The organism is Devosia sp. LjRoot16 (assembly GCF_964252795.1).
GTDB lineage: Bacteria > Pseudomonadota > Alphaproteobacteria > Rhizobiales > Devosiaceae > Devosia_A.
Genome location: NZ_CAXUPH020000004.1, coordinates 652,306 through 675,018, shown reverse-complemented (window position 1 = coordinate 675,018; position 22,713 = coordinate 652,306). Strand labels below are relative to the sequence as shown.

At 65.8% G+C, this 22,713-nt stretch carries 16 protein-coding genes; 6 read left to right on the top strand and 10 right to left on the bottom strand.

Annotated elements, in window-relative coordinates; genetic code table 11:
• The 3 genes from ACSQ23_RS21220 to ACSQ23_RS21210 all read left to right on the top strand — a co-directional run.
• A partial coding sequence (locus ACSQ23_RS21220; protein ID WP_436091784.1) for a beta strand repeat-containing protein occupies positions 1–2,573 on the top strand: 2,573 nt, incomplete at its 5' end.
• A 193-nt stretch (positions 2,574–2,766) separates the two neighbouring features.
• Complete coding sequence (locus ACSQ23_RS21215) at positions 2,767–4,470, top strand: type I secretion system permease/ATPase (RefSeq protein WP_436091783.1); 1,704 nt, start codon at positions 2,767–2,769, stop codon at positions 4,468–4,470.
• Positions 4,467–5,801, top strand: a complete 1,335-nt coding sequence (locus ACSQ23_RS21210; RefSeq protein WP_436091782.1) for an HlyD family type I secretion periplasmic adaptor subunit — start codon at positions 4,467–4,469, stop codon at positions 5,799–5,801. Before ACSQ23_RS21215 ends, ACSQ23_RS21210 begins: the two co-directional genes overlap by 4 nt.
• Positions 5,802–5,840: 39 nt before the next feature.
• Here ACSQ23_RS21210 and dgoD read toward each other — a convergent pair whose 3' ends face one another.
• The 3 genes from dgoD to ACSQ23_RS21195 all read right to left on the bottom strand — a co-directional run bounded on the left by dgoD (position 5,841) and on the right by ACSQ23_RS21195 (position 9,144).
• Positions 5,841–7,016: a galactonate dehydratase gene (dgoD, locus tag ACSQ23_RS21205; protein ID WP_436091781.1), complete on the bottom strand. Its 1,176-nt coding sequence runs from the start codon at positions 7,014–7,016 to the stop codon at positions 5,841–5,843.
• Positions 7,017–7,238: 222 nt separating this feature from the next.
• Positions 7,239–8,387 (bottom strand): mandelate racemase/muconate lactonizing enzyme family protein, encoded by a 1,149-nt coding sequence (locus tag ACSQ23_RS21200; protein WP_055887400.1) that lies wholly within the window; start codon positions 8,385–8,387, stop codon positions 7,239–7,241.
• A 55-nt stretch (positions 8,388–8,442) separates the two neighbouring features.
• Positions 8,443–9,144, bottom strand: a complete 702-nt coding sequence (locus tag ACSQ23_RS21195; RefSeq protein WP_055887397.1) for a GntR family transcriptional regulator — start codon at positions 9,142–9,144, stop codon at positions 8,443–8,445.
• A gap of 201 nt (positions 9,145–9,345) precedes the next feature.
• Here ACSQ23_RS21195 and ACSQ23_RS21190 point away from each other — a divergent pair, with 201 nt between their 5' ends.
• The 3 genes from ACSQ23_RS21190 (at position 9,346) to ACSQ23_RS21180 (ending at position 12,710) form a co-directional block, all read left to right on the top strand.
• The gene (locus ACSQ23_RS21190; protein WP_055887395.1) at positions 9,346–10,827 is read left to right on the top strand and encodes an ABC transporter substrate-binding protein; all 1,482 of its coding nucleotides are present in this window, start codon (positions 9,346–9,348) and stop codon (positions 10,825–10,827) included.
• A gap of 112 nt (positions 10,828–10,939) precedes the next feature.
• Positions 10,940–11,626, top strand: a complete 687-nt coding sequence (locus ACSQ23_RS21185) for a Type 1 glutamine amidotransferase-like domain-containing protein (protein ID WP_436091780.1) — start codon at positions 10,940–10,942, stop codon at positions 11,624–11,626.
• 391 nt (positions 11,627–12,017) lie between these two features.
• Positions 12,018–12,710 (top strand): L,D-transpeptidase, encoded by a 693-nt coding sequence (locus tag ACSQ23_RS21180; RefSeq protein ID WP_436091779.1) that lies wholly within the window; start codon positions 12,018–12,020, stop codon positions 12,708–12,710.
• Between the two features lie 105 nt (positions 12,711–12,815).
• Here the strand turns inward: ACSQ23_RS21180 and ACSQ23_RS21175 are convergent, their stop codons facing one another.
• The 7 genes from ACSQ23_RS21175 to ACSQ23_RS21145 form a co-directional block, all read right to left on the bottom strand.
• A complete protein-coding gene (locus tag ACSQ23_RS21175; protein ID WP_436091778.1) occupies positions 12,816–14,918 on the bottom strand; it encodes a beta-galactosidase in 2,103 nt (700 codons plus the stop codon).
• Between the two features lie 78 nt (positions 14,919–14,996).
• A complete protein-coding gene (locus ACSQ23_RS21170; protein ID WP_436091777.1) occupies positions 14,997–15,872 on the bottom strand; it encodes a 2-hydroxy-3-oxopropionate reductase in 876 nt (291 codons plus the stop codon).
• The gene (otnI, locus tag ACSQ23_RS21165) at positions 15,872–16,654 is read right to left on the bottom strand and encodes a 2-oxo-tetronate isomerase (RefSeq protein WP_436091776.1); all 783 of its coding nucleotides are present in this window, start codon (positions 16,652–16,654) and stop codon (positions 15,872–15,874) included. The genes ACSQ23_RS21170 and otnI overlap by 1 nt, the downstream gene beginning before the upstream one ends.
• Complete coding sequence (locus ACSQ23_RS21160; protein ID WP_436091775.1) at positions 16,651–18,369, bottom strand: ABC transporter ATP-binding protein; 1,719 nt, start codon at positions 18,367–18,369, stop codon at positions 16,651–16,653. The genes otnI and ACSQ23_RS21160 overlap by 4 nt, the downstream gene beginning before the upstream one ends.
• A gap of 10 nt (positions 18,370–18,379) precedes the next feature.
• Positions 18,380–19,507 (bottom strand): ABC transporter permease, encoded by a 1,128-nt coding sequence (locus ACSQ23_RS21155; protein WP_436091797.1) that lies wholly within the window; start codon positions 19,505–19,507, stop codon positions 18,380–18,382.
• Positions 19,508–19,554: 47 nt separating this feature from the next.
• Positions 19,555–20,541, bottom strand: coding sequence for an ABC transporter permease (locus ACSQ23_RS21150; RefSeq protein ID WP_055887373.1), 987 nt, complete (start codon positions 20,539–20,541; stop codon positions 19,555–19,557).
• Positions 20,542–20,550: 9 nt separating this feature from the next.
• The gene (locus ACSQ23_RS21145) at positions 20,551–22,659 is read right to left on the bottom strand and encodes a family 10 glycosylhydrolase (RefSeq protein WP_436091774.1); all 2,109 of its coding nucleotides are present in this window, start codon (positions 22,657–22,659) and stop codon (positions 20,551–20,553) included.
• Between the last annotated feature and the right edge of the window lie 54 nt (positions 22,660–22,713).

Here is a 22,713-nt window from a genome sequence, read left to right as displayed (position 1 = left end):
CCCCCACCCTTGACCTCGATGCCAGCGCCGCTGGTACCGGTTATGCCGCGACCTCGGCCGCCGGTGCAGCGACGGCGATTGTCGACAGCGGTGTAACCATTGCCGATGTCGACAACACTGAGCTGACCTCGGCCACGATAACCGTCACCAACCACAAGACCGGTGACCTGTTGTCGATCGCAGGGAGTCCGCCTGCCGGGATCTCGGCATCGAGCTACAACTCGAGCACCGGCGTCCTCACCCTAACCGGGATTGGCACACTGGCTCAGTACCAGGCCGTACTGCAGCAGCTCCGCTTCAGCAATGGCGAGAGCCACCCTGACATCACCGACCGCGACATCACGGTTACCGTCAGCGATGGCATCGCCTCGAGCAATATCGCCCATTCGGTCATTTCCGTAACGGCGCCGAACGAGGCTCCCGACGCGAAGCCTGACAGTTTCACAACGACGGAGAATGGCATCAGTGGCGGCACCTCTTCCGTGCCGCTCGCCGTCGGCAACGTGCTGACAAATGCTCCGGCGGACAGCGATCCTGACGGTGATGGGGTGAGCGTGACGAGTGTGACCGGCGTAGCCGTGAACGAGACCGACCTCCAGCTCTCCACACCGGTCATCACCTCCGAAGCGGCAGGCGCCGGTGAGGCGGCGCGGTTCATGATCACCACGACGACCGGTGTAGCGCATCTGGCAGTGATGGCCACCGGAGCGGTCAACCTCTGGACCACTGCGGGCGATGCCTTCCAGGGGCTCGGCACGGGCGAATCTGCCACTCTGAGCTTTACTTACGGCATTTCGGACGGGCATGGCGGCACCGACACCGCGACCGCCCAGATCACCATCAATGGCTCCAACGACACTCCAACGGCTTCGAATGTCGTGCAGGCAGTTGCCGACACGCTGGCGAACAATGCCGGCACCGTCGTCGCCAACGGCAATCTGGTCGCGGCGTCGGCCGCCGCCGATCCGGATGGTGATACGCCTCTGACCATCTCCAGCATCCAGGGGCCGACCGATGGCTCCGCCATCACCGTGACGGCCGGCGGCGTCGTGGCGCACGGCACTTATGGCGATCTCACGGTCTCCAGCAACGGCACCTACTCCTATACCGCCAAGCCTGCCTTCGACGCCCTGCAGACCGGCAACAACCCGTCAGAGGCTTTCACCTTCATCGTCTCCGATGGTCACGGCGGCACCACCACGCAGACCCTGACCTTCAGCCTGACCGGTGCTAATGACGCGCCCACCGGGCTCGATTTCATCCTCGCCTCGGGCGGATCCAGTGCCGACAACGGTACGACGCTCAATGCGCATGGCCTGATCGGCACCTTCGTTGCCACCGGTGATGTCGACGGCGGCGCCTTCACCTACACCCTCTCCAATACCGGGGGGCTCTATGGGATGGATGTCGTCGACGGCAACGCGACGTCGAACACCACCGGCAATTTCTACGTTGGCAACAATGGCGTGGACGACGGAACCGACACCAGCTTCACAGTGAGCGTGGGCGGCGCGACATTCAATGCCCACGTCGTGGTCTACGGAACCGGCGGGGACACCTTCAACGGCAGCGGAAACGTCGTGGACATCGTCTATGGCCACAACGGCAACGACAGTCTGAACGGCGACGTCGGCAGTGACGCTCTGATCGGCAGCGCCGGCACCGATACGCTGAACGGCGGCGCTGGCAACGATCAGATGGCGGGCGGCAACAATAACGACACTTACGTCTTTGCCTCGTCCGGCAACGGCAACGATCGTGTAGACGAAACCACTGGTGGCGGCACCGATCTCATCCAGATCACCACCGCCAACTCTGCCACCTTGTTCACGACACTTGGGTTCGAGCGCGTCGGCAACGACCTGCTCATCACCTACAACGACTCCTCGATCACCGTTACCGGCCAATTCAGCGGTGCGACGCAAGTTGACGTCGATAGTCTGGTCTTTACCAACGGCGGGACGTACCTCGGCTACCAGCTCGGAACCGCCACTTATGCGCTCAATATCGACAGCACCTCGCCCCTGACCGGGACAAACTCACTCGACGTCGTCGCCTCATCCTCCACCGGTGAGACATTTGATGCAACGAATGGCAACGACATGCTGTTCGGTAATGGCGGCATTGACACCATCAATGGCGGCAGCGGCAACGACCTGCTCGTCGGTGGCGTTGGCAACGACATCCTGAATGGCGATGCCGACAATGATACGCTGGTGGGTGGCGCGGGCGCGGACGCCTTGAACGGCGGTGCTGGCATCGACACTTTCGTCTACACCGCGATCGGCGATAGCACCGTTGGCGCCGGCAACCGGGACGTCATAACTGGCTTCGTGGTGGGCACCGACAAGATCCGATTGATCGAGATCGACGCCAACACCGCTCTCGCGACTGATCAGGCCTTCACGTTCGTCGCGGCGCAGAACACCGGTGTCGTGGCCAACAGCGTCACCTGGCATCAGTCCGGCGGCAATACCTATGTCCACGGCGACGTAAACGGTGACGGCGTGGCTGATTTCGAGATCGAACTCCTGGGCACGCACAACCTGACAAGCACGGAGTTCAACCTTTGATGCGCCTGGTGCAATCGGCGGCACTGCCGGCGGCTGCACAGCGGAATGGCCCAACCAACAGCTGGGCCTCCCCATCGGCCGCATGCCAACGCCCCGGGTTAACGCCATTGCCATCGCGCGATGGCGGGTAACTCGAGAATGGGTAAGACTGGGCATCGCGGCGTATCGATGACTGGTCGGAACGGATAGTTTCATGTCCAAGCCAAGCGACACCCGCCTCCTGTTGACCCAGCTCAACGGCTATTTCGTTGCCGCCGGGCTGTTCAGCTTAGCGGTCAACCTGCTTTACCTCGCCTCGCCGCTTTACATGCTGCAGGTCTATGATCGCGTCATGACCAGCGGCAGCGTCGCCACCCTGATCATGCTCACCCTTGCGTTGCTGGTTGCCCTTGGCGCGCTGGCCGGGCTTGACGCGGTGCGGGCCCTGGTCCTGACGCGCGCCTCGGTGCGTCTCGATCGGCTGCTCGCCACCCGGGTCATCGAGGCGTCGGTGCGCCAGCCGGAAAACAAGGGCCGGCCATTGCGGGATCTCGACGCTTTTCGTCAGGCCCTCACCGGATCCGGTATCCACGCAGCATTCGACCTGCCCTGGGCGCCGATCTACGTGCTGATCATCTTCCTGTTGCACCCGGCCCTGGGCTTTTTCGCGCTCGGCGCCTGTGCCGTGCTGATCCTCCTGGCGCTGGCCAACGAGTGGCTGACGCGCGAGCCGCTGCGTGAAGCCAACGAAGCTGCCGCGCGCAACTATGGTTTCACCGAGGCCAGCCTCCGCAATGCCGAAGTCCTCGACTCGATGGGGATGATGAAGGGGCTGCTTGGCCGCTGGTCGGACGATCGCCTGCGGCTGCTTGACCGCCAGTCGGTCGCCAGCGACCGCGCCGCTGCCATGTCGAGCCTCATTCGCTTCGTCCGCCTCGCGATGCAGTCCCTGATGCTGGGGCTCGGAGCCTATCTGGCGCTCGAGCGGATGACCTCCATCGGTACGCTGTTTGCGGCGACCTTGCTGCTCGGTCGGGCGCTGCAGCCGGTTGAGCAACTGGTGGGCGCCTGGCGCGGTCTTGTGGCCGCCAAAGCCAGCTATGTCAGGGTGCGCGACATGCTGGATGCGGTGCCACAACGCGCCGCGGCCATGTCCTTGCCCCGTCCGACCGGCGCGCTGGCGGTCGAGGCGCTGACCTTCGTGCCGCCCAATACGCCGCGGGTCGCCTTGCGCAACGTCAGTTTCCAGCTCGATCCCGGCGACGCGATGGGGCTGATCGGGCCATCGGGGGCCGGCAAATCCACGCTGGTGCGTCACATTGTAGGCGTGCTCCGCCCCACCGGCGGCGCCGTGCGGCTCGATGGCGCCGATGTGCTGACCTGGCCGCGCGAGCAGCTTGGCCAGCATGTCGGCTACCTGCCACAGGATATCGAGCTGTTCTCCGACACCGTTGCGGCCAATATCGGCCGGTTGCGCACCGATGCCGAAGCCGATGCCGAGATCGTCAAGGCGGCGCAGCTCGCTGGTGTGCATGAGATGATCCTCCGCCTGCCCGAAGGCTACAATACGCAGATCGGGGAGGGCGGCGCGGCGCTTTCGGGCGGCTACCGGCAGCGGATCGCCCTGGCGCGCGCCGTGTTCGGCATGCCGAGCCTGGTCGTGCTGGATGAGCCGAGCTCCAACCTCGATTCCGATGGCGATGCGGCGCTGGCCGAGTGCATGGCGCGCCTGCGCGAACTGGGCTCCACGGTGATCATCGTTTCGCACCGACCCTCGACACTCGGCGCGGTCAACAAGATCCTCTATCTGCGCGACGGCGTCATCGAGCTCTTCGGCAAGCGTGACGAGGTGATCGCCGTGCTCAATGACCGAGCCAAGACTGCCGTCATGCCGCGTGGCTCGCAGGTGCCGGCATGAGTGCGTCGCTGACCATCGCCGGGAGTGGCCGCCCACCGGCTCCGGCCGTCTCGGAGTCCGCCGCCGGGCCGATCATTGCCGGCGTGCTGATCCTCGCGCTGTTCTTCGGCGTTCTCGGTGGCTGGGCCGCCCTGGCTCCACTCAACGCCGCGGTCGTCGCCGACGGAATTGTCACCGTCGAGGGCAGCCGCAAGCCCGTGCAGCACCTCGAGGGCGGCATTGTCGGATCCATCGGTATTTCCGACGGCGCCTTCGTTCACGCAGGCGCCACGCTGATGACGCTCGACGACACCACCGCGCGCGCCCAGTACGACATCTACTTCCAGCAACTGGCGCTGGCCCGGGCCATGGAGGCGCGGCTCACCGCCGAGCTGAACGGCAGCAGCGAGATCACGTTTCCGGATGAACTGCTCGCCAGCGACGCGCCCTACGTGCTGCAGACGATCGCCAGCCAGCGCGACGAGTTCAGCGCCCGCAACGACTCGCTGCTCGGCGCGCGGGATATCCTGCTGCGGCGTGTTGATCAGTTGCGGGAACAGGCCAAGGGCAGCACGTCGACCCGGCTGTCCTATGAGGAGCAGCTTGCCTCCCTGACCGCCGAACGCGAACGCCTCGACAAGCTGCTGAAAGATGGGCTGGCCACCCGCGGCCGGGTCAGCGATCTCGAGCGCAGCATGGCCGACGTGCAGGGCCGGCTGGGCGCGGTTGCTGCCGAAGACTCCAGCAACGACCAGAAAATCGCGGAAATCGAGCAGCAGATCAATCAGCTGGGGCGCGACCGGCAGAGCGAAGTGGCCGAAGCGCTGGCGACAACGCAATCCAAGATCCTCGAAATCGTCCCCAGGCTGCAGGATGCGCAGTCCCGCCTGGAGCGATCCATCATTCGAGCGCCGGCGGACGGTCGGATCGTCGGTCTCGCTGTCCATGCCGCCGGCGCCGTGGTCCAACCGGGTCAGGTCTTGCTCGAGATCGTGCCGGAGAAGGCGACGCTGGTCGTCGAAGCGCGGATCCGCGTCGAGGATATCAGCGAGCTGCGGGCGGGGATGCCCGCCGAACTGCGCTTCTCGTCGTTCAAGCAGCACGTATCGCCGCTGATCCGCGGCGCCGTGCTGCAGGTCTCTGCCGATCGCATCACCGACGAGCGGACCCTGGCGGTCTTCTACAAGGCGATGATCGAGGTCGACCCCAAGGACCTGGCCGATCACCCCGAGATTGCGCTCCATGCCGGCATGGGCGCCACCGTGCTGGTCACCACCGAGCAGCGAACCGCCCTCGATTATCTCCTGAGCCCACTGGTCGCCAACTTCGACCGGGCGTTCAAGCAGCGCTGAACACCCCTCGGCCTGGCAGGACGTTTCGCCCGGGATGACCTACCAGTTGGCGATCCGGCCATCGGCGAGCACCGACTCCGTCGCCGGGATCACCTCCTGCGCGAACGGGTAGCGGGCGGCGGCCTTTTCGTCGATCTCGATGCCGAGGCCAGGGGCCTCGGGAATTGGCCAGGCGCCATTCACCAGGTTGAGCGGGTAGCTCGAGCAGATCTCCTCAAACCAGGGGACGATCCCGACCGCCTCTTCCTGGATGACGAAGTTGGTGGTGGCGGCGTCGAACTGCAGCGCTACGGCGCCGGCCACCGGGCCCATCGGGTTGTGCGGGCAGACCCCCATATGCGCCGCCTCGGCGATGGCCGCGATCTTGCGGCCGCCGGTAAAGCCCATGCAGTGGGCGAGGTCGGGCTGGATATAGGCAACGGCGCGAGTCTGGGCCACCTCGAGGAATTCGCGCGGCGTGAACAGCCGCTCGCCGGTGGCCAATGGGCAATCGACCCGGCGAGCGATGTCGGCCATCCCGGCGCTATCGCCGGGCTGGATCACTTCCTCGCAGAACAGCGGTTTGATCGGCTCGATCGCCTTGATGTAGGCGATGGCGGCATCGAGCGAATCCGGGCGGCCGTGGAAATCGGTCATGATCTCGACGCCGTCGCCGACCCGCTCGCGCACCGCCGCAGCCAGCTTTTCGACATGGCGCACGGCGGGCAGGGGAGCATCGTACCCGGTATAGGGGACGAAGCCGAGCTTGATGGCGTTGTAGCCCATCTCGACCGTTTCCTGCACCGCATCGCAGAAGCGCGAGATATCGGTGTTGGGGACGCGCGCCGAGCTGTCGCCGCGCCTCAAATGGGTGTAGACGCGCACGCTGTCGCGCACCCGGCCGCCCAGCAACTGCCACACCGGCACACCCAGCGCCTTGCCCTTGATGTCCCACAGCGCCTGCTCGATGCCGGAGACGGCCGTGAGGCCGATCGAACCGAGCGGCCAGAAGCTGAACCGGGTCATGGTGTTGACCAGGTGCTCGATCCGCATCGGGTCCTCTCCGATCAGGAATGGCAAGAGGTCATCGATGGTGCCCTTCACTGCCCGGGTCTTCCATTCGAGCGTCGCCTCGCCCCAGCCCCACAGGCCCGGCTGGTCGGTCAGCACCTTCACGAAGATCCAGTTGCGGTGCACGGCGTTGACGACGACGGTTTCGATGCCGGTGATTTTCATGGGTGTTTCCTTCGGGGGGATCTGGAACGGCGCTTGTCCTGGAGCGCCGGAAATTTCTCGGATGACTGGACCACCCGCGGTGTCATCCCAGCGAAAGCTGGGATCCAACTCTCCATAGGCGCAGGCTGTGAGATGGGTCCCAGCTTTCGCTGGGATGACAGCCGGCGGGTGAGGTGAGGATCGAGCCCAACTGCTAGGCGGGTTCGATCTATGTGCCCCGTCCTAAGCCGTCTTGATTTCGTTGGCTTCGAGGTAGTCGCGGTTCATTTCGATGCCGAGGCCGGGGACGCGCGGCAGCTTCAGCGCGCCGTTCGAATTGTCGAGCCTTGTGTGCATCAGCTCGTTGTAGCCGGAGAGGTCCCAGCGCGAGGTCTCGAGCCGGTAGAAATTAGGCACCGTCATCATCACATGGGCGCCGGCGAGCACATTGATCGGCCCGCCCGCATCATGCGGCGAGATCGGCACGTAATAGCCCTCGGCGAGGATGGCGATCTTCTTCATCTCGGTGATGCCGCCGGTCCAGGTGACATCGGGCATGATGTAGTCGGCAAGTTTCTGCTCGAGGATCGGCACGAAATCCCACTTGGTGTGGGCGCGCTCGCCCACCGAGATGGCGGCATTCACCTTCTCGCGCACCTGCTGCAGGGCGCCATAGCTCTCGGGCGGCACCGGCTCCTCGAACCAGTCGATCTGGCCGGCCTCCTCGAGCGTGCGGCAGAGCCGGATGGCGGTCGGCACATCGAAGCGGCCATGCGCGTCGATCAGGATTTCGACCTGCGGGCCGGCGGTCTGGCGGATCAGCGCCGTTAGGTCGGCTGCCTTCTTCTCGTCGGCGCGCGACAGCATGCCGTCGAGGTAGCCGTCGCGGCGCTCGCGATCGCCCTGGTAGGGGAAGGGGTCGAACTTCAGCGCCGTGTGGCCGGATTTGACGATATCGGTGATCTCGGCCACCACCGCAGCGTCCGAGGTGAACTTACTTTGGTCAGGGTGGGTATAGAGCGAGATCTCGTCGCGCACCGAGCCGCCGAGCAGCTCATAGACCGGCAGCCCCAGCACCTTGCCGCGGATATCCCAGAGCGCGATGTCGATGGCGCTGACGCATTCGCAAGCGGCGCCGCGGCTGCCCATATAGGTGAAGCTGCGGAACAGCTTGTGCCACAGCCGTTCGATCCGGCTCGGGTCTTCGCCCTCGATCTGGCCGCTCACCTGCTTGAGGATGGCAGCGAGCGCCCGGTTGGCGATCTTGGTGGTCGAGGTGATCTCGCCCCAGCCCGAAATGCCCTCGTCGGTCGTCACTTCGACGAACAGGTACTCGCCCCAGTACGAGCTCGTGGCCTTGACCAACCAAGGCCGCACGCCGGTGATTTTCATGATGAAATGGCTCCCTCAAACCAATTGTGCACGCCGCTCGCGCGCGAAAACTGCCTCAGCCGGCGCGCGCTGAGCTCGCGGCCCGCATCTGCTCGAGCACATGCCGGCCCGCCCCATCGACATGCAGCGCGATCAGCGTCGCGGCGTTCGCCGCATCGCCCGCCTTCACCAGCCGGATCAGTTCGCGGTGGTCGCGGATCACCTGGGCGCGGCGGGAGAGTGTGAAGCTGTAGCGATGTCCGATGGCGCGCAGCACTTCGCGGTGTCGCCACCACAGTTCAGCGGCGAGATGGTTGTAGTGCCGCTCGTACATCACGGTGTGGAACCGCGTGTCGAGCTCGCTGTGGAGGATCGGATCGGCGAAGTTGTTGGCCTCGATCTGGCGCTGGATGTCCTCGAGCTCGGCGATATCGGCGGGGGTTGCCATGTCGACGAACCAGCGCACCATCGAAGGTTCGATCAGGACGCCGATCTCATAAACGTCGCGGACGAAATCCTGGTCGATCGGGCGCACTCGGGCGCTCTTGTTGTGGACGATCAGCACGAAGCCCTGCGAGCGCAATAACTGCAGCGCCTCGCGCACCGCATTGGCCGGTGAGTTGTGCCGTTCCGACAGCTCCGCCACCACGAGCCGGGAGTTCGCTTCCAGCCGGCCCGAGATGATGTCGTCGCGGATCAACTCGTAAACCGCAGCCCCTTCTTCCGACACTCCGGTTGGGTCGATGCCCACGGGTGGCCGGGCCTTGTATGCGCTCATCTCTCAATCGATTCCGACGTTTGGTCTCAGGGGCAGCTTTGCCGGTTTCTCGTAGGATTTCCAGAGAGAGACGCAAGATTTTGCAAAATTCTGATTGCCTGTGTCGAAATCCGGGCGTTAATTCGCGTAACCGGCGGGTTGCCGGGCAGACATTCTCGACCGACGCGAGGGGCGCCGGCCGCGGGTGGAGGGAGGAAATTCATGTCAGAACACGGAATTGGCCGTGCGCTTCTGCGCGGCATGCTGTCGGCCGCGCTGGCGACCAGTCTCATGGCCTCGACGGCCCTGGGGGCAGGCATCGACATCAGCAAGTGGTCGCCCGAATATGTGCGCTCGATCGCTGGCACCGAGACGTTCGACACGGTCGGCCACTGCAACTCGGTCACCCCGACCGACTACACGGGCAAGCTGACCTTCTGGTACCAGGGCATGTTCGAAGCCGATCCGCAGATCATGCACGACAACTACCGCGATTTCTTCGCGGCGTTCCGCGCCACCTACCCGGGCATCGAGCTGACCGAGCAGGGCATCACCTATAACGAGCTGCTCGACAAGTTCCGCACGGCGCTGCTCGGCAATTCGGCGCCGATGGCGATCCGGCTGCAGATCCTCGGTGGTACCGAGTTCGCCTCCAAGGGCTATCTCGAAGAGCTCAAGCCCGAGGATGTCGGCTACCAGCCCGAGGACTTCTGGCCTGGCGCCATGAAGGCGGTGACCTGGGACGGCAAGATCTACGGCATTCCCACCAATAACGAGACGATGGCGTTCATCTGGAATGCCGATATCTTCAAGCGGGCGGGGCTCGATCCGGAAAATCCGCCGGCCACCTGGGACGACGTGGTCAGCTATTCCAAACAGATCCACGACAAGCTGGGCATCTCGGGCTATGGCCTCGTCGCCAAGCAGAACGCCGGCAACACGCCCTATCGCTACATGCCGCAGCTCTGGGGCTATGGCGGCGGTGTCTTCGACGAGGCCGATCCCAACCCGACCTATGGCGAGGTGCGGCTCGACAGTCCCGAGAGCATCCGCTCGCTGCAGGCCTCCTACGACATGTATGTGCGGGACAAATCGGTTCCGGTTTCGGCGCTGACCAACACCCAGGGCGAGAACCAGGCGCCGTTCATCTCGGGCCAGCTGGCGATGATGATCTCGCACCCCTCCGAATATGCCCGGATGGTCGAACTCGCCGGCAAGGCAACCGGCTCGGACAAGGCAGTCGCCGACAGCGTGCTCGAGAACATGCGCTACGGCCTCATTCCGACCGGCCCGACCGGCAAGCGCGCCGTGGTGTTCGGCGGCTCCAACATCCACATCCTCAAGTCGGAATTCGTCGATGGCGGCAAGGTGGATGAGCCCGCGGCCAAGGCGCTGATCTGCATGTGGACCAGCCCCGAATGGTCATTGAAGCTCGCCTGGGCCGGTTCCAACCCGGGCAACGTCAACGGCTTCAAGACCGAGTGGATGAAACAGCGGCTCGACACCATCAAGTTCCTCGACGTCACCACCTCGATGCTCCCCAACGGCATCCCGTTCCCGGCGCTGCCGGAAGCCCCTGAAATCATGAACATCATCGTCCCCGACATGATGCAGAATGCGCTCACCGGCACGATGACGGTCGAGCAGGCGGCCAAGGACGCGGCGGAGAAGGTGCGGAAGATCCACGGTGGCGGCGGCCTCTAGAACGCCGGCGGCAGGGCCGGGCAGCTGCCTGGCCCCGCCGCGCAAGTTTGCCCACGCTCCGCGGTAACGCTGTTCGAGGCGTTGCCGCCGGGCGCTGGAGAGGGAGCTCCCGATGAAGTTTCTTCTGACCTCCGGGGGCGTGAGCAACCCGAGCATCTCGGCCGCCCTGGTTGAGCTCCTCGGCAAGCCGATCGCCGAGAGCTCGGCCCTCATCATTCCGACCGCCATCTACCCCTTCCCGGGCGGCGCCGGCGGTGCCTGGCGGGCAATCTGCGGCCAGCCCCCCAATCCGCTGGCCGGGCTGGGGTGGAAGTCGCTGGGCGTACTGGAGCTCACCGCGCTGCCGACCATCCGACCCGAGAACTGGATGCCGATGGTCGAGGATGCCGACGCCCTGTTGGTCTGGGGCGGCAACGTGCTCTACCTCACATACTGGCTGCGCCAGTCGGGCCTGGCGGCGATGCTGCCGTCGCTCACCGATACGGTCTATGTCGGGGTCAGCGCCGGCAGTATTGCGGTGACCCCCTACAATTGCGACGCCGAGTTCGACCAGCAGTTCGTGCCCGACGGCTCCGACATGTGGCAGGGGGCCGAGCGAGCGCTGGGCCTCGTCGATTTCACCCTCTATCCGCACCTCGATAACCCGGAGATGCCCGACACCACGCTGGCCAACATTGCAAACTGGGCCTCGGGGATCCCGGTCCCGACCTATGCCATGGACGACGACACCGCCATCAAGGTGGTCGACGGCGTGGCCGAGGTGGTATCCGAGGGAACGTGGCGGCTGCTCATGCCGTAGGATTGGGGAGGGCGGCCGGGTCGCCGTTGCTTCCGATGGTCCGTCATCGGGCGCGCTCAGGACGATGCAGGAATTCCAAGGTAACAAGCGGCGGCGCGATCCGTTTCGCTTGGTCGTCGGTAACTCGTAACCGCACAGAGATTCCACCACTAGCCATTCCCCGCGCCGCATTGCCGACAAAGTTCTGGTTCGCTCTTGCTGGCCGGGAGCCGTGGTTCGGCAAGCAACATGGAGCGCCTGGCGCCGCTGGGTTTCTGACGCCCAGCTGGTGCGCGTGGCGACAAGGGGCACGCGTGACTGCGTTTGCTATTTGAACGGGGTGAGACCAGTCTCATCTGCGGCGCGTTCAGCAGCCGGGTGATCGTTGGTCGGGGTTGGGAGGGTACATACCGTGATCGAAGACGATGGGATTTCTGCGCGCCAGGGTGAGCGGGGCGATCGGGCAGGGCGTTACGGTCGTCGCGCGTTTCTGTTCGGGGCCACCGCCAGCCTCGGCGCGCTGGCGCTTGCCGCTTGCTCCCCCGCCGGCATGAGCGTCGCGGAAGCGGAGCGGGTCTACGGGCCGCGGCCCAACGAGCGGTTCCCGATCCCGGCGGTCAAGGTCAGCAAGATCAACCCCAAATACTTCCGCCGCACCGTGCGCTACGACAGCAAGGAAGTGGCCGGAACGATCATCGTCGACCCGCGCAACCACTATGTCTACCGCATCGAAGGCGATGGAAATGCTACCCGCTATGGCGTCAGTGTCGGGCGCGCCGGCTTTTTGTGGAGCGGTGACGCCTATATCGGGCGCAAGGCCGAGTGGCCGATCTGGACGCCGCCCAAGGAAATGATCGAGCGCCAACCGGAAGCAGCCAAATATGCCGGCGGCATGAAGCCGGGCCTCGACAATCCGCTCGGCGCGCGGGCGCTCTATCTCTACCAGAACGGCGTCTACACCCTCTACACGCTCTACAGCACCAGTGTACCGGAAACGATCGGCACCGGCGTTTCGAGCGGCTGTATTGGCCTCCTCACCCAGGACATGCTCGACCTCTATGACAAGACGCCAGTCAATACCAAGGTGATCGTGCTGAAGGCGTGAGCCCGGAGGGTGCCCAGGAGAATACGACACGGGCCGGGCGTAATGCCCGGCCCGTGTCGTTTTGTCATTCGCCGGAGCCGTCGCCCGGCCGTAACCGCACCGGCCTCAGCGGCCCAGCTTCAGCACCAGGACATCGCGCGGCGGGATCACCGTGGCAGTGCCGCCGGCGTCGCCCCAGTAGCTGCCGACGGGTTTCAGGTCGGCATGCGCGGCGCCCAGCGTCAGGGTGACCGGTTGTGGCGAGCGGGTCTGGTTGAGCAGCCACAGCGCGCCGCCGTCGGGCCCCAGGTGCAGCCGCGCATGGACCTGCGGGTTGCCGGTGTCGACGTGCCGGTGCTTGCCGGTCCAGCTGAAGACCGAGCGGAAGTAGTTCAGGTTCTCGGGCGTGCCAGACTTGAAGTAGGCCGCCCCCGGGTGCGTGCCGACCAGCAGCGTACGGCCCTTGCCAAAACTGTTCTCGACCACCGCCTTGCGGCCGTCGGCGAAGCTGCCGAGCAGCCGGCCGGTGGTCGGCTCGTAAGCCTGGAGGAAGCCGCCGCCGGTGATGCCGTCGCTGCCGTCGAACGAGAAGGGGATGCGGTCGGCGATGTCGGGCATGAACTCGACATCGACCTCGCGTGCCCCGAACACCTGGTCGAGCCCGTTATGCGGTTGCACTGTGCCGACCTTGCCGCGATCGCCGAAATAGCCCGGCGTCGCCTCCGAGATCAGCGTGCCGCCCGCCTCCACCCACTGTGCCAGCCGCTGGGCGTGCGCTGCAGTCAGCATGATCGGGTAGGGAGCATAGATGGTGTCGACCTCAGCGATATCGTCGATATGCACCCAGTCGGGCTGGATGCCGATGTCGAGCAGGCCGCGATAGGCTCCCCACATCGCCTCGCGATAGAGCTCCGGCTTGTGGTGGTGGTTGAGCAGGTAGTCCCAGGCCTGCGCCTCGGGGATCACCAGCAGCGCCACCTCGCCCTTCACCGGCCGCGCCTCGAACAGCGGCTGCTGCTCCGGCGCGTTGGCCCACTTGGCCATGGCGCTCGCCATGTCGGAACGCGGGGTGCGCGAGCCGTCCATGCCGTACGAGCCGAAAGCGCCGAACAGCGGCCCGTCGAGCAGCGGCCGGTAGCGCAGGTTGAGTACGCCCGTGGCGCCGGCGGCGAACGAGGTCATGGTGAGGGTGCGGACATCCTCGGGGTCCATGACGCGGCCATCCTCCTTGTCGCGGCCGAGCACCTGCGGCTGCAACCAGAGCGGGCCGCCGGGCCGCTCGGCATGCCACCACTTCTTGCCGCGCGCTGCGGCGCGCGTGATGTCAGGGCCGAAGAAGTTCTGCCACGGCTTGAAGCCGCGCCGGCTCGGCACCCAGGTCAGCCCATAGAGTTCGACCTTGCTGGCCGCCAGCCAATCGTCCGAGCCGCCCGCGGCCATGTTGGGAATGGCGCCGCCCACGCCATGCGCGGCGATCAGGCAGTCCTGGTCGACAGCGCGAATGGTGTCGATCTTGTACTGCATCTGGCCATAGTAGTTCTCACGCTTGAACTCGAGCCAGTCGAGACCCTCGGCGAAGGCGGCGACCTCGGCCGGCGGCTCGATGTCGTCCCACTCGGCATAGGAGTAGCGGTACCAGGCCTCGGCCAGCACCTCGAGTGTGCCGTACTTGGCTTGCAGCCAGCGCCGGTAGTCGGCCTTCATCCACTCCGAGTAGTCGACCTCGGGCGAGTAGTTCACCTCGTTCCAGACGTCGTAGCCGAGCAGCCCCGGGTGGCCCTTGTAGCGGTTGGCGAGCGCAGTGAGGAAATTGCCCACCGCCGCCTTCACCTCGGGGCAGTTCAAGGTCAGCGCGCCGGCGCCGTTATGGGCGAAGCCGCCGCTTGAGGACGACACACCCATGTGGTTGGCGAGCGGCCGTCCGTCCATGCGGATCTGTCGGGCATCGTGCCACTTGCGATAGGCCCAGTCGGGCACCGAGTGGGTGAGCTCGGCGATCACCGTCTTGATGCCGTTCTCGGCCGCGAGGTCCATCTGGCGATCGTAGTCGTCCCAATCGTAGACGCCCGGCTTGCGCTCGATCGCAGCCCACATGAACCAGTGCCGGAAGACGTTGAGGCCGTCCTCGCGCGCCACCCGATAGTCGCGCGACCAATCCTCGCGCGGCGGGTTGGATTTGCGGAAGTAGACAGCGCCGAAGGGCACTTGCGGGATCTTGTCGGTGGGCATCTGGGGCTCCTTGGAGACAAAGCGGCTGGAACGGCGGAGTGAGCCGCCGCGGGGGTGGGCAGGGGCGCTACTGACCGATCAGGGCGTGTCGCCCGCCAGGACCTCGAGAGTGCGGATCAGGCCGGAATGGTCGCGGTCGCCGTCGCCAAGTGCGATGGCGGCGTTCATCAGCTGCAGCGTCGCGGCCGTGTTGGGGAGGCTGAGGTCAAGCGCCCGCGCGGCATCGAGCGCGAGCGACAGGTCCTTGCGATGCAGCCGGATCCGGAAGCCTGGCTCGAACGTGCGCTTGATCATGCGCTCGCCATGCACCTCGAGGATGCGGGAGGCGGCAAAGCCGCCCATCAGAGCTTCGCGCACCTTTGCGGGATCGGCCCCGGCTTTCCTCGCAAAGCTCAGCGCCTCGGCCACCGCCTCGATGGTCAGCCCGACGATGATCTGGTTGGCGACCTTGGCGGTCTGTCCGTCGCCGGCCTCGCCGACCAGCGTGATATTCTTGCCCATCGCCTCGAACAGCGGCCGGGCGCGCTCGAACACCTCGGGCTTGCCGCCGACCATGATGGTGAGCGCGCGATTGCGCGCCCCGACTTCGCCACCCGACACCGGGGCGTCGAGATAGTCGCTGCCCAGCGCCTCGATCCGCGCGGCGAAATCCTTGGTCGCGACCGGCGAGATCGAGCTCATGTCGATCACCAGCTTGCCGCGGCCCAGCCCGTCGGCGACGCCATCCTTGCCGAACAGCACCAGCTCGACATCGGGAGTATCGGGCAGCATCAGGATCACCACCTCGGCGGCCTCGGCCACTTCCCGAGCCGATGCCAGCGCCTTGCCACCCTGGTCCACCAGCTGCTGCGAAGCGGGCTTGACCCGGTGCAGCAACAGCTCGTGGCCGGTGGCGATGAGGTGGCCGGCCATCGGCCGCCCCATGACGCCGAGCCCGATGAAACCGATCTTCATTACGCGCTCCTCAAATAGGGCTGCATCCAGCCCAGGCCCGCGCTGGTGTCGGCCCTGGGCTTGTACTCGCAGCCGAAAAATCCGTCGTAGCCGAGCCGCTCGATCGCCGGCAGCACGAAACCGTAGTTGATCTCGCCGGTGCCGGGTTCGTTGCGGCCGGGAGTATCGGCGAGCTGGATATGGGCGATGCGCTCACGTAGCCGCTGGTAGGTCGGCAGCAGGTCTCCCTGCATCACCTGCATGTGGTAGAGGTCGTACTGGATGTAGAGGTTGTCGTGTCCCACCCGCTCCAGGATCCGCTCGGCGTGCGCTGTGGTCGAGAGGAAGAAGCGGGGGATGTCGCGCAGGTTGATCGGCTCGATCAGGAGCTTGATGCCGGCCTCGGCGCAACGCGGTGCGGCATATCTTAGGTTGTCGACCAGCGTCGCTTCCATCGCCTCGAGGTCGGCGCCCGGGGCGACGAGGCCGGCGATGACATTGAGCTTTTCGCAGCCGAGCGTCGTTGCGTAGTCCAGCGCGGTGGCGATGCCGGTGCGGAACTCGTCGCTGCGGCCGGGCAGTGCCGCGATGCCGCGCTCGCCGCCGGCCCAATCGCCCGAGGGTACGTTGAACAGCGCCTGCACCAGGCCATTGGCGGCCAGCGCCTCGGCAACCCGTTGCTTGGGCTCGGCATAAGGGCCGAGATACTCGACCGCCGGAAAGCCATCGCGCGCCGCGGCGGCGAAGCGCTCGAGAAAGCCGAGCTCGGGATAGAGGAAGGACAGGTTGGCGGAGAACTTCACGGTGTGGCCTCGGCTGTAAATCGCGTACGGTGCAGCATCCGCTTGTGGCGCGGATCGGGGTGGGGCACGGCCGAGATCAGGGCCCTGGTATAGGCCTCATGGGGGGCGGTGCAGACTTGCTCGGCGCTGCCCATTTCCACCACCTTGCCGCGGTGCATCACCGCCACCCGATCGCAGAAATAGCGGACCACCGAGATGTCGTGGCTGATGAAGATGAAGCTGAGGCTCAGCCGCTTCTGGATGTCGAGCAAGAGGTCGAGGATCTGGCTGCGGATCGAGACGTCGAGCGCCGCGGTCGCCTCGTCGGCAATGATGACGCGCGGCTCGAGCGCCAGCGCCCGGGCGATGCCGATGCGCTGGCGCTGGCCGCCCGAAAAGGCGTGCGGATAGCGTTCCATCGACTGCGGGTCGAGCCCGACCAGTTCCATCAGTTCGCCCACCCGCCGTTGCAGCGCCGCGCCCCGCGCCAACCCGGCGACGAACAGCGGGTCGCCGATCACGTCCTTGACGGTGAGGCGCGGGTTGAGCGAGGCGAACGGATCCTGGAACACCAGCCGCACGTCGCGATGGAAGCCGCGCAGGTCGCGCTTGCTGAGCCCGGTGACGTCGACGGCGCGACCCTCGCGGTCGTTGTAGGTAATGGCGCCGGAGGTGGGCTCGACGGTTCTGAGGATCAGGCGGCCGAGCGTCGTCTTGCCCGAGCCGCTCTCGCCGACGATGCCAAGATTTTCGCCTGCGGAGAGGTCGAGGCTGACATTGTCGACGGCTCGGATGGCGTAACTGGCGCCGCCGAACAGGCCGCCACCGCCGCCATAGAATTTGCTCAGCTCGCGCACCGAGAGGACCGGCTTGTTCGAGGGGTCGGACGCCGTGGCCGGGTGGGTCAGCGCGCGCGGGTTCTGCTCGAGCCGTACCGTCGAGGCAAGCAGCTGCCGGGTATAGGCGTGGCGGGCCTCGTGGAAGATCTCGTCGACACTGCCCGCCTCGACAATCCGGCCGTAGCGCATCACCGCCACCTCGTCGGCCACCTCGGCGACCACGCCCATGTCGTGGGTGATCAGCAGCATCGCCATGCCGCGGCTCAACTGTAGCCGCTTGATCAGGTCGAGGATTTCGGCCTGGGTGGTGACATCGAGCGCCGTGGTCGGCTCGTCGGCGATCAGGATGTCCGGATCGCAGGCCAGCGCCATGGCGATCATGGCGCGCTGCCGCATGCCGCCCGAGAACTCGAAGGTGTAGCGGTCGATCATCTTGTCGGGGTCGGGAATTTCGACCTGCCGCAACAGCTCGATGGTCGCGGCCCGGGCCTCGGCCTTGTTCATTGCCTGGTGCAGGCGCAGGGCCTCGACGATCTGACTGCCGATGGTGTGCACCGGCGACAGCGAGCTCATCGGCTCCTGGAAGATCAGCCCGATGCGGCCGCCGCGGATCGAGAGCAGCTCGGCGCTGCGCTCGTTGAGCGGCACGATGTCGGTCTCGTGCCCGGCGCCGCGCAGCAGGATGCGGCCCTCGGTGATGGTACCGTTCTTGTCAATGATGCGCAGCAATGCGCGGGCGGTGACCGATTTACCCGAGCCGCTTTCACCCACGAGGCAGAGCGTCTTGCCGCGACGGAGCTCGAAGCTCACCTCACGCACCGCGTGCAGCACGTGGGTCCTGAGGTTGAAGTCGATGCTGAGGTTCTCGACCGAGAGGATGACATCGTCGTCTGCCATGGCGCCCTCGTCAGTTTTCGTACGGGTCGGCCGCATCGCGCAGGCCATCGCCGAGGAAGTTGTAGGAAAGCACCGTCAGCACCACGGCGCCGGCTGGCCAGATCAGCAGCCACGGTGCGGTGGCGATGGTGCGCACGTTCTGCGCCTCCTGCAGCAACACGCCCCAGCTCACCACCGGCGCCTTGAGCCCAATGCCGAGAAAGCTCAACGCCGTCTCGGCGACGATCATGGTGGGCAGCGCCAGCGTCACCACTGCGAGGATGTGGCTGGTGAGCGAGGGCAGGATGTGCCGGAAGATCAGCCGCCGTTCGCTCGAGCCGTCGAGCCGCGCCGCGGTGACGAAGTCGTCGCTTCTGAGCGCGAAGAAGCGGCCACGTACCTCGCGGGCCAACCCGGTCCAGCCGAACAGCGAGACGATCAGCGTGATGACGAAATACACCTGCAGCGGCGACCAGGTGAGCGGCACCGCCGCCGCGAGACCGAGCCATAAGGGAATAGTCGGCATCGAGGAGATCACCTCGATGACGCGCTGGATACCGAGGTCGACCCAGCCACCGTAAAACCCCGAGATCGAGCCGAGGACCACGCCGAGGCAGAGGCTGATGGCGACGCCGATCAGGCCGATCGACATCGAGACGCGCGTTCCGTAGATCAGCCGGGTAAGCAGGTCGCGGCCGAGCTTATCGGTGCCCAGGAGGTACATGGTATCGCCGGATTTGAGCGGCCCCATCAGGTGCACGTCCATGGGGATGAGACCCCACAGCTTGTAGCCTGGGCCTTCGACGAAGAAGCCGATCGGCACGATCTTGTCCGCATCGATGGTGAAGGTCCGCTTCAGCGAAGCCGGGTCGACGGTCTGCTTGTAGCCCTTGACGTGCGGCATCCAGCTGAGGCTGCCATCCGCCTCGGTGACGAACAGCGCGATGTCCTGTGGCGGTGCATAGGTGAACTGCGGCTTGGCCGCCTCGGGCAGCGCCGGGGCGAGGAACTCGGCGAAGGCGGCGATCAGGTACATCACGAGGATAAGCACCCCCGCGACCACCGCCACTTTGTGGCGCACGAATTTCAGCCAGATCAGCGTCCATGGGCCGGCGACCGCGATTTCGGTCTTGCCGCCGCTCCGCCGGATCGGGGTGATGGCCGGACCGGTTTCCGCCGCACCATCGCTTTCGAGATGTATGTGGGTCAATTGAAGCGGATCCGTGGGTCGAGAATGGCAAGCAGGATGTCCGAGATCAGCATGCCGATCAGCGTCAGGACGCCGAGCAGCAGGATGATCGAGCCGGCGAGGTACATGTCCTGCACGGTCAGGGCGCGCAGCAGCAGCGGTCCCATCATCGGCAGGTTGAGCACGATCGCCGTGATGGTGACGCCGGAGATGAGCTCGGGCAGCACCCAGCCGATTGCCGAGACGAACGGGTTGAGCGCAATCCGCACCGGGTATTTCAGCACCACCTTGTACTCGGGCAGGCCCTTGGCCTTGGCAGTGATGACGTAGGGCTTGTTGAGCTCGTCGGTGAGGTTGGCCCTGAGGATGCGGATCAGCGCCGCGGTGCCGTTGGTGCCGATGACGATGATGGGGATCCACAGGTGCGCCAACAGGTCGACGAACTTGTCCCAGCTCCACGGTGCGTTGACATATTCGCGCGAGAACAGCCCGCCCACCGTCTGCCCCATGTAGCGGTAGGCGAGGTACATCAGCGTCAGCGCCATGATGAAGTTCGGAATGGCGAGGCCGATGAAGCCGAACAAGGTAAAGGCGTAGTCACCCACCGAGTGCCGCCGCATTGCCGAGTAGATCCCGATGGGCAGCGACACGGCCCACACGAACAGCAGCGCCAGCAGCGAGACCGACAGCGTCGGCGCCAGCCGCTCGGCGATCAACCCCCAGACCGGCCGGTTCCATTCGAACGAGTAGCCGAAGTCGCCGCGCAGCACGATGCCGCTGATCCATTTCCAGTACTGGACGACAAACGGATCGTCGAAGCCGTAGATCTCGCGATAGCGCGCGATCTGCGCCTGGTCGACGTTGACGCCGCTGTCGGACATCGAGGCCAGCATCGAGGTGAGATAGTCCCCCGGCGGCAGCTGGATGATCAGGAAGGCGATGATCGACATCCCGACGAGGGTCGGGATCATGTAGATCAGCCGCTTGAGGATATAGCGCAGCATCGCGGGGGCTCAGCCCCAGGTCACGTGCACGGCTTCGAGCGTCTCGAGCCACGGCACGTCGATCTCGACCCGGCCGTCGGCGACTCTGGCGTGCGCCTCGCGGCCGGAAACCAGCAGCTTCGCGCCGGCAAACCGTCGCCCCTCGGGGATGGCGAGGCTCACCACCTGCGGACCGGCCGGGAAGACGCTGCGGATCGGCCCCTTCATCATCATCGGGTTGTTGAGGTTGTGCAGCACCACCGCGGTGCTGTCGGTGTCTTCGCGAACCGCGAGGTCGAGCACCTCGCGCCCATGGACCTCGACGTCGAGCGGCTTGCCAAGCGCCCAGCGCACGGCATTGCCGATCAGCCGGGCATGGTCGGCCGCCAGCACCTCTTTGAAGATGCCGCCGACATTCCATGGGAAGTAGACGGTGCGGCCGCCGCCCTGGTGCCGGCGCGCCACCACGGCGGCGCCGCGCGGCTCCTGGCGCGGATAGACCTCTTCCATCGGCAGGTCCGGGAAATCGGGGACATAGAGGAACGGCACCTCGGCATCGGCCACGGTATCGACCGCCAGCAGCTGAGTGCCGCCGATGATGCGGTTGGCGCCGTCGAATCCCTCCGAAATCGGATGGAGGCCATTGAGGGCCACATAGGTGTTCTTGACCGGGCCGCGCGCCGGCGCGGTGAGGCTGACGCCGAGCAGTGGCCCGAGCCCGATGGCGTGGCGCGGCTGGTTGAGTGCCGTACGGGTCGAGGTCTCGTGCGCCGCGACGATGCTGCCGCCGCGCGCCACATAGGCTTCGAGCGTTCTGATCTGCTCGTCCGAGAGGCAGGTCGAATTGGCCAGCACCAGCACCTTGAAGCGGTCGAGCAGCCCTGATGTCATCGCCTGGTCGGAGACCATTTCGAACGGAATGCGGGCCTCGACCAGCGCGTGGTAGAACCCCAGGTCATCGGCCTCGGCACTGGCCCGGGTCTCCTGGCCGTGATGGCGCAACGTCGTCGCCGGATCGAGGATCGCCACCTCGGCGACCGGCTTCATGGCGGCCAGCACCGGCTCGAGCTCGGCGTGGAGCCCGAAACTGTCGGCCACCGGCTCGACCCAGCGATTGTCGGGGACGACGCCGTTGAACTTGGTGAACCAGGGGAGCAGCCCCTGGGTGGTGCCGTTGTCGATCCAGGCCTGCATCTCGGGCCCGGTCGTCACCGAGTCCTTCCACCGATAGGCCTCTTCGGGGCCGATCGAGGTGATGAGGATGGCCGGGCGATCCGGGAAGGTGGCGCGCATGCGCTTGCCGTTGCGGCCGGCCATCCAGATCGGCTCGGTGCCGCGCCGGCCCTGGTCGTCGACGCACAGGAACGGGCAATAGCGCTGGATGACCTCGAGGTCGAACTCCATCAACGACACCGAGCCCATGTTCGGGATGAAGCTGGTGTGCGGCTTGATCTTTTTCATCGCCGCGTCCCACTCGACGACCAGCCGGGTGAGCAGGGTGCGGCGCCACGCCGCCCATGCCATCCACACCGGGTCCTCGGGATTGGCATGGCGCGGCAGCTCGTAGCCCGAGGCGGCGCCGAAATTCGTCTTGCAGCTTTCGCAGTAGCACACGCCGTGCCCCTGCCAGCGATTGGCAAAGATGGCGTCGATGTCGTAGTCGCGCGTCAGCTCCTCGAGCACCTTGGGCATGAAGCCGAAATTGTAGTCCGAATAGGCGCAGGTCACCCACACCTCGGGGAAGGCCCAGTGACGGCGCCGGTTGCCGTCCTGGTCGACGGCGATCCACTCCGGATGCGCGTCGGCGGCATCCTGGTGGATGGCATGCGGGTCGACGCGCGCCATCACATGCATGCCCAGCCGCCGGGCGCCCTCGACCAGCGTCCCGAACGGGTCGCTGTCGCCGATGAACTTGCTGACATAGTGCAGCGGCACCTTGCTCGGGTAGTAGGCGATATAGCCGCCGGCGCTGAGGCAGGTGGCGTTCGAGCGGGTCCGCTTGAACACCTCGATCCAGAAGGCCGGGTCGAACTTGACCGGATCGTCCTCGGCCAGCGTCAGCTGCGTCCAGCGCGTTGCCGACTTGTACCAGTCGGGCGTCCTCAGGTTGCGGTGGGTATGCGCCTTGGCGTCGAGCATGACGGGCCTTTCGGAGACGACGGTCGGGGGCCGGCCCGCTAGGGGAGCGGGCCG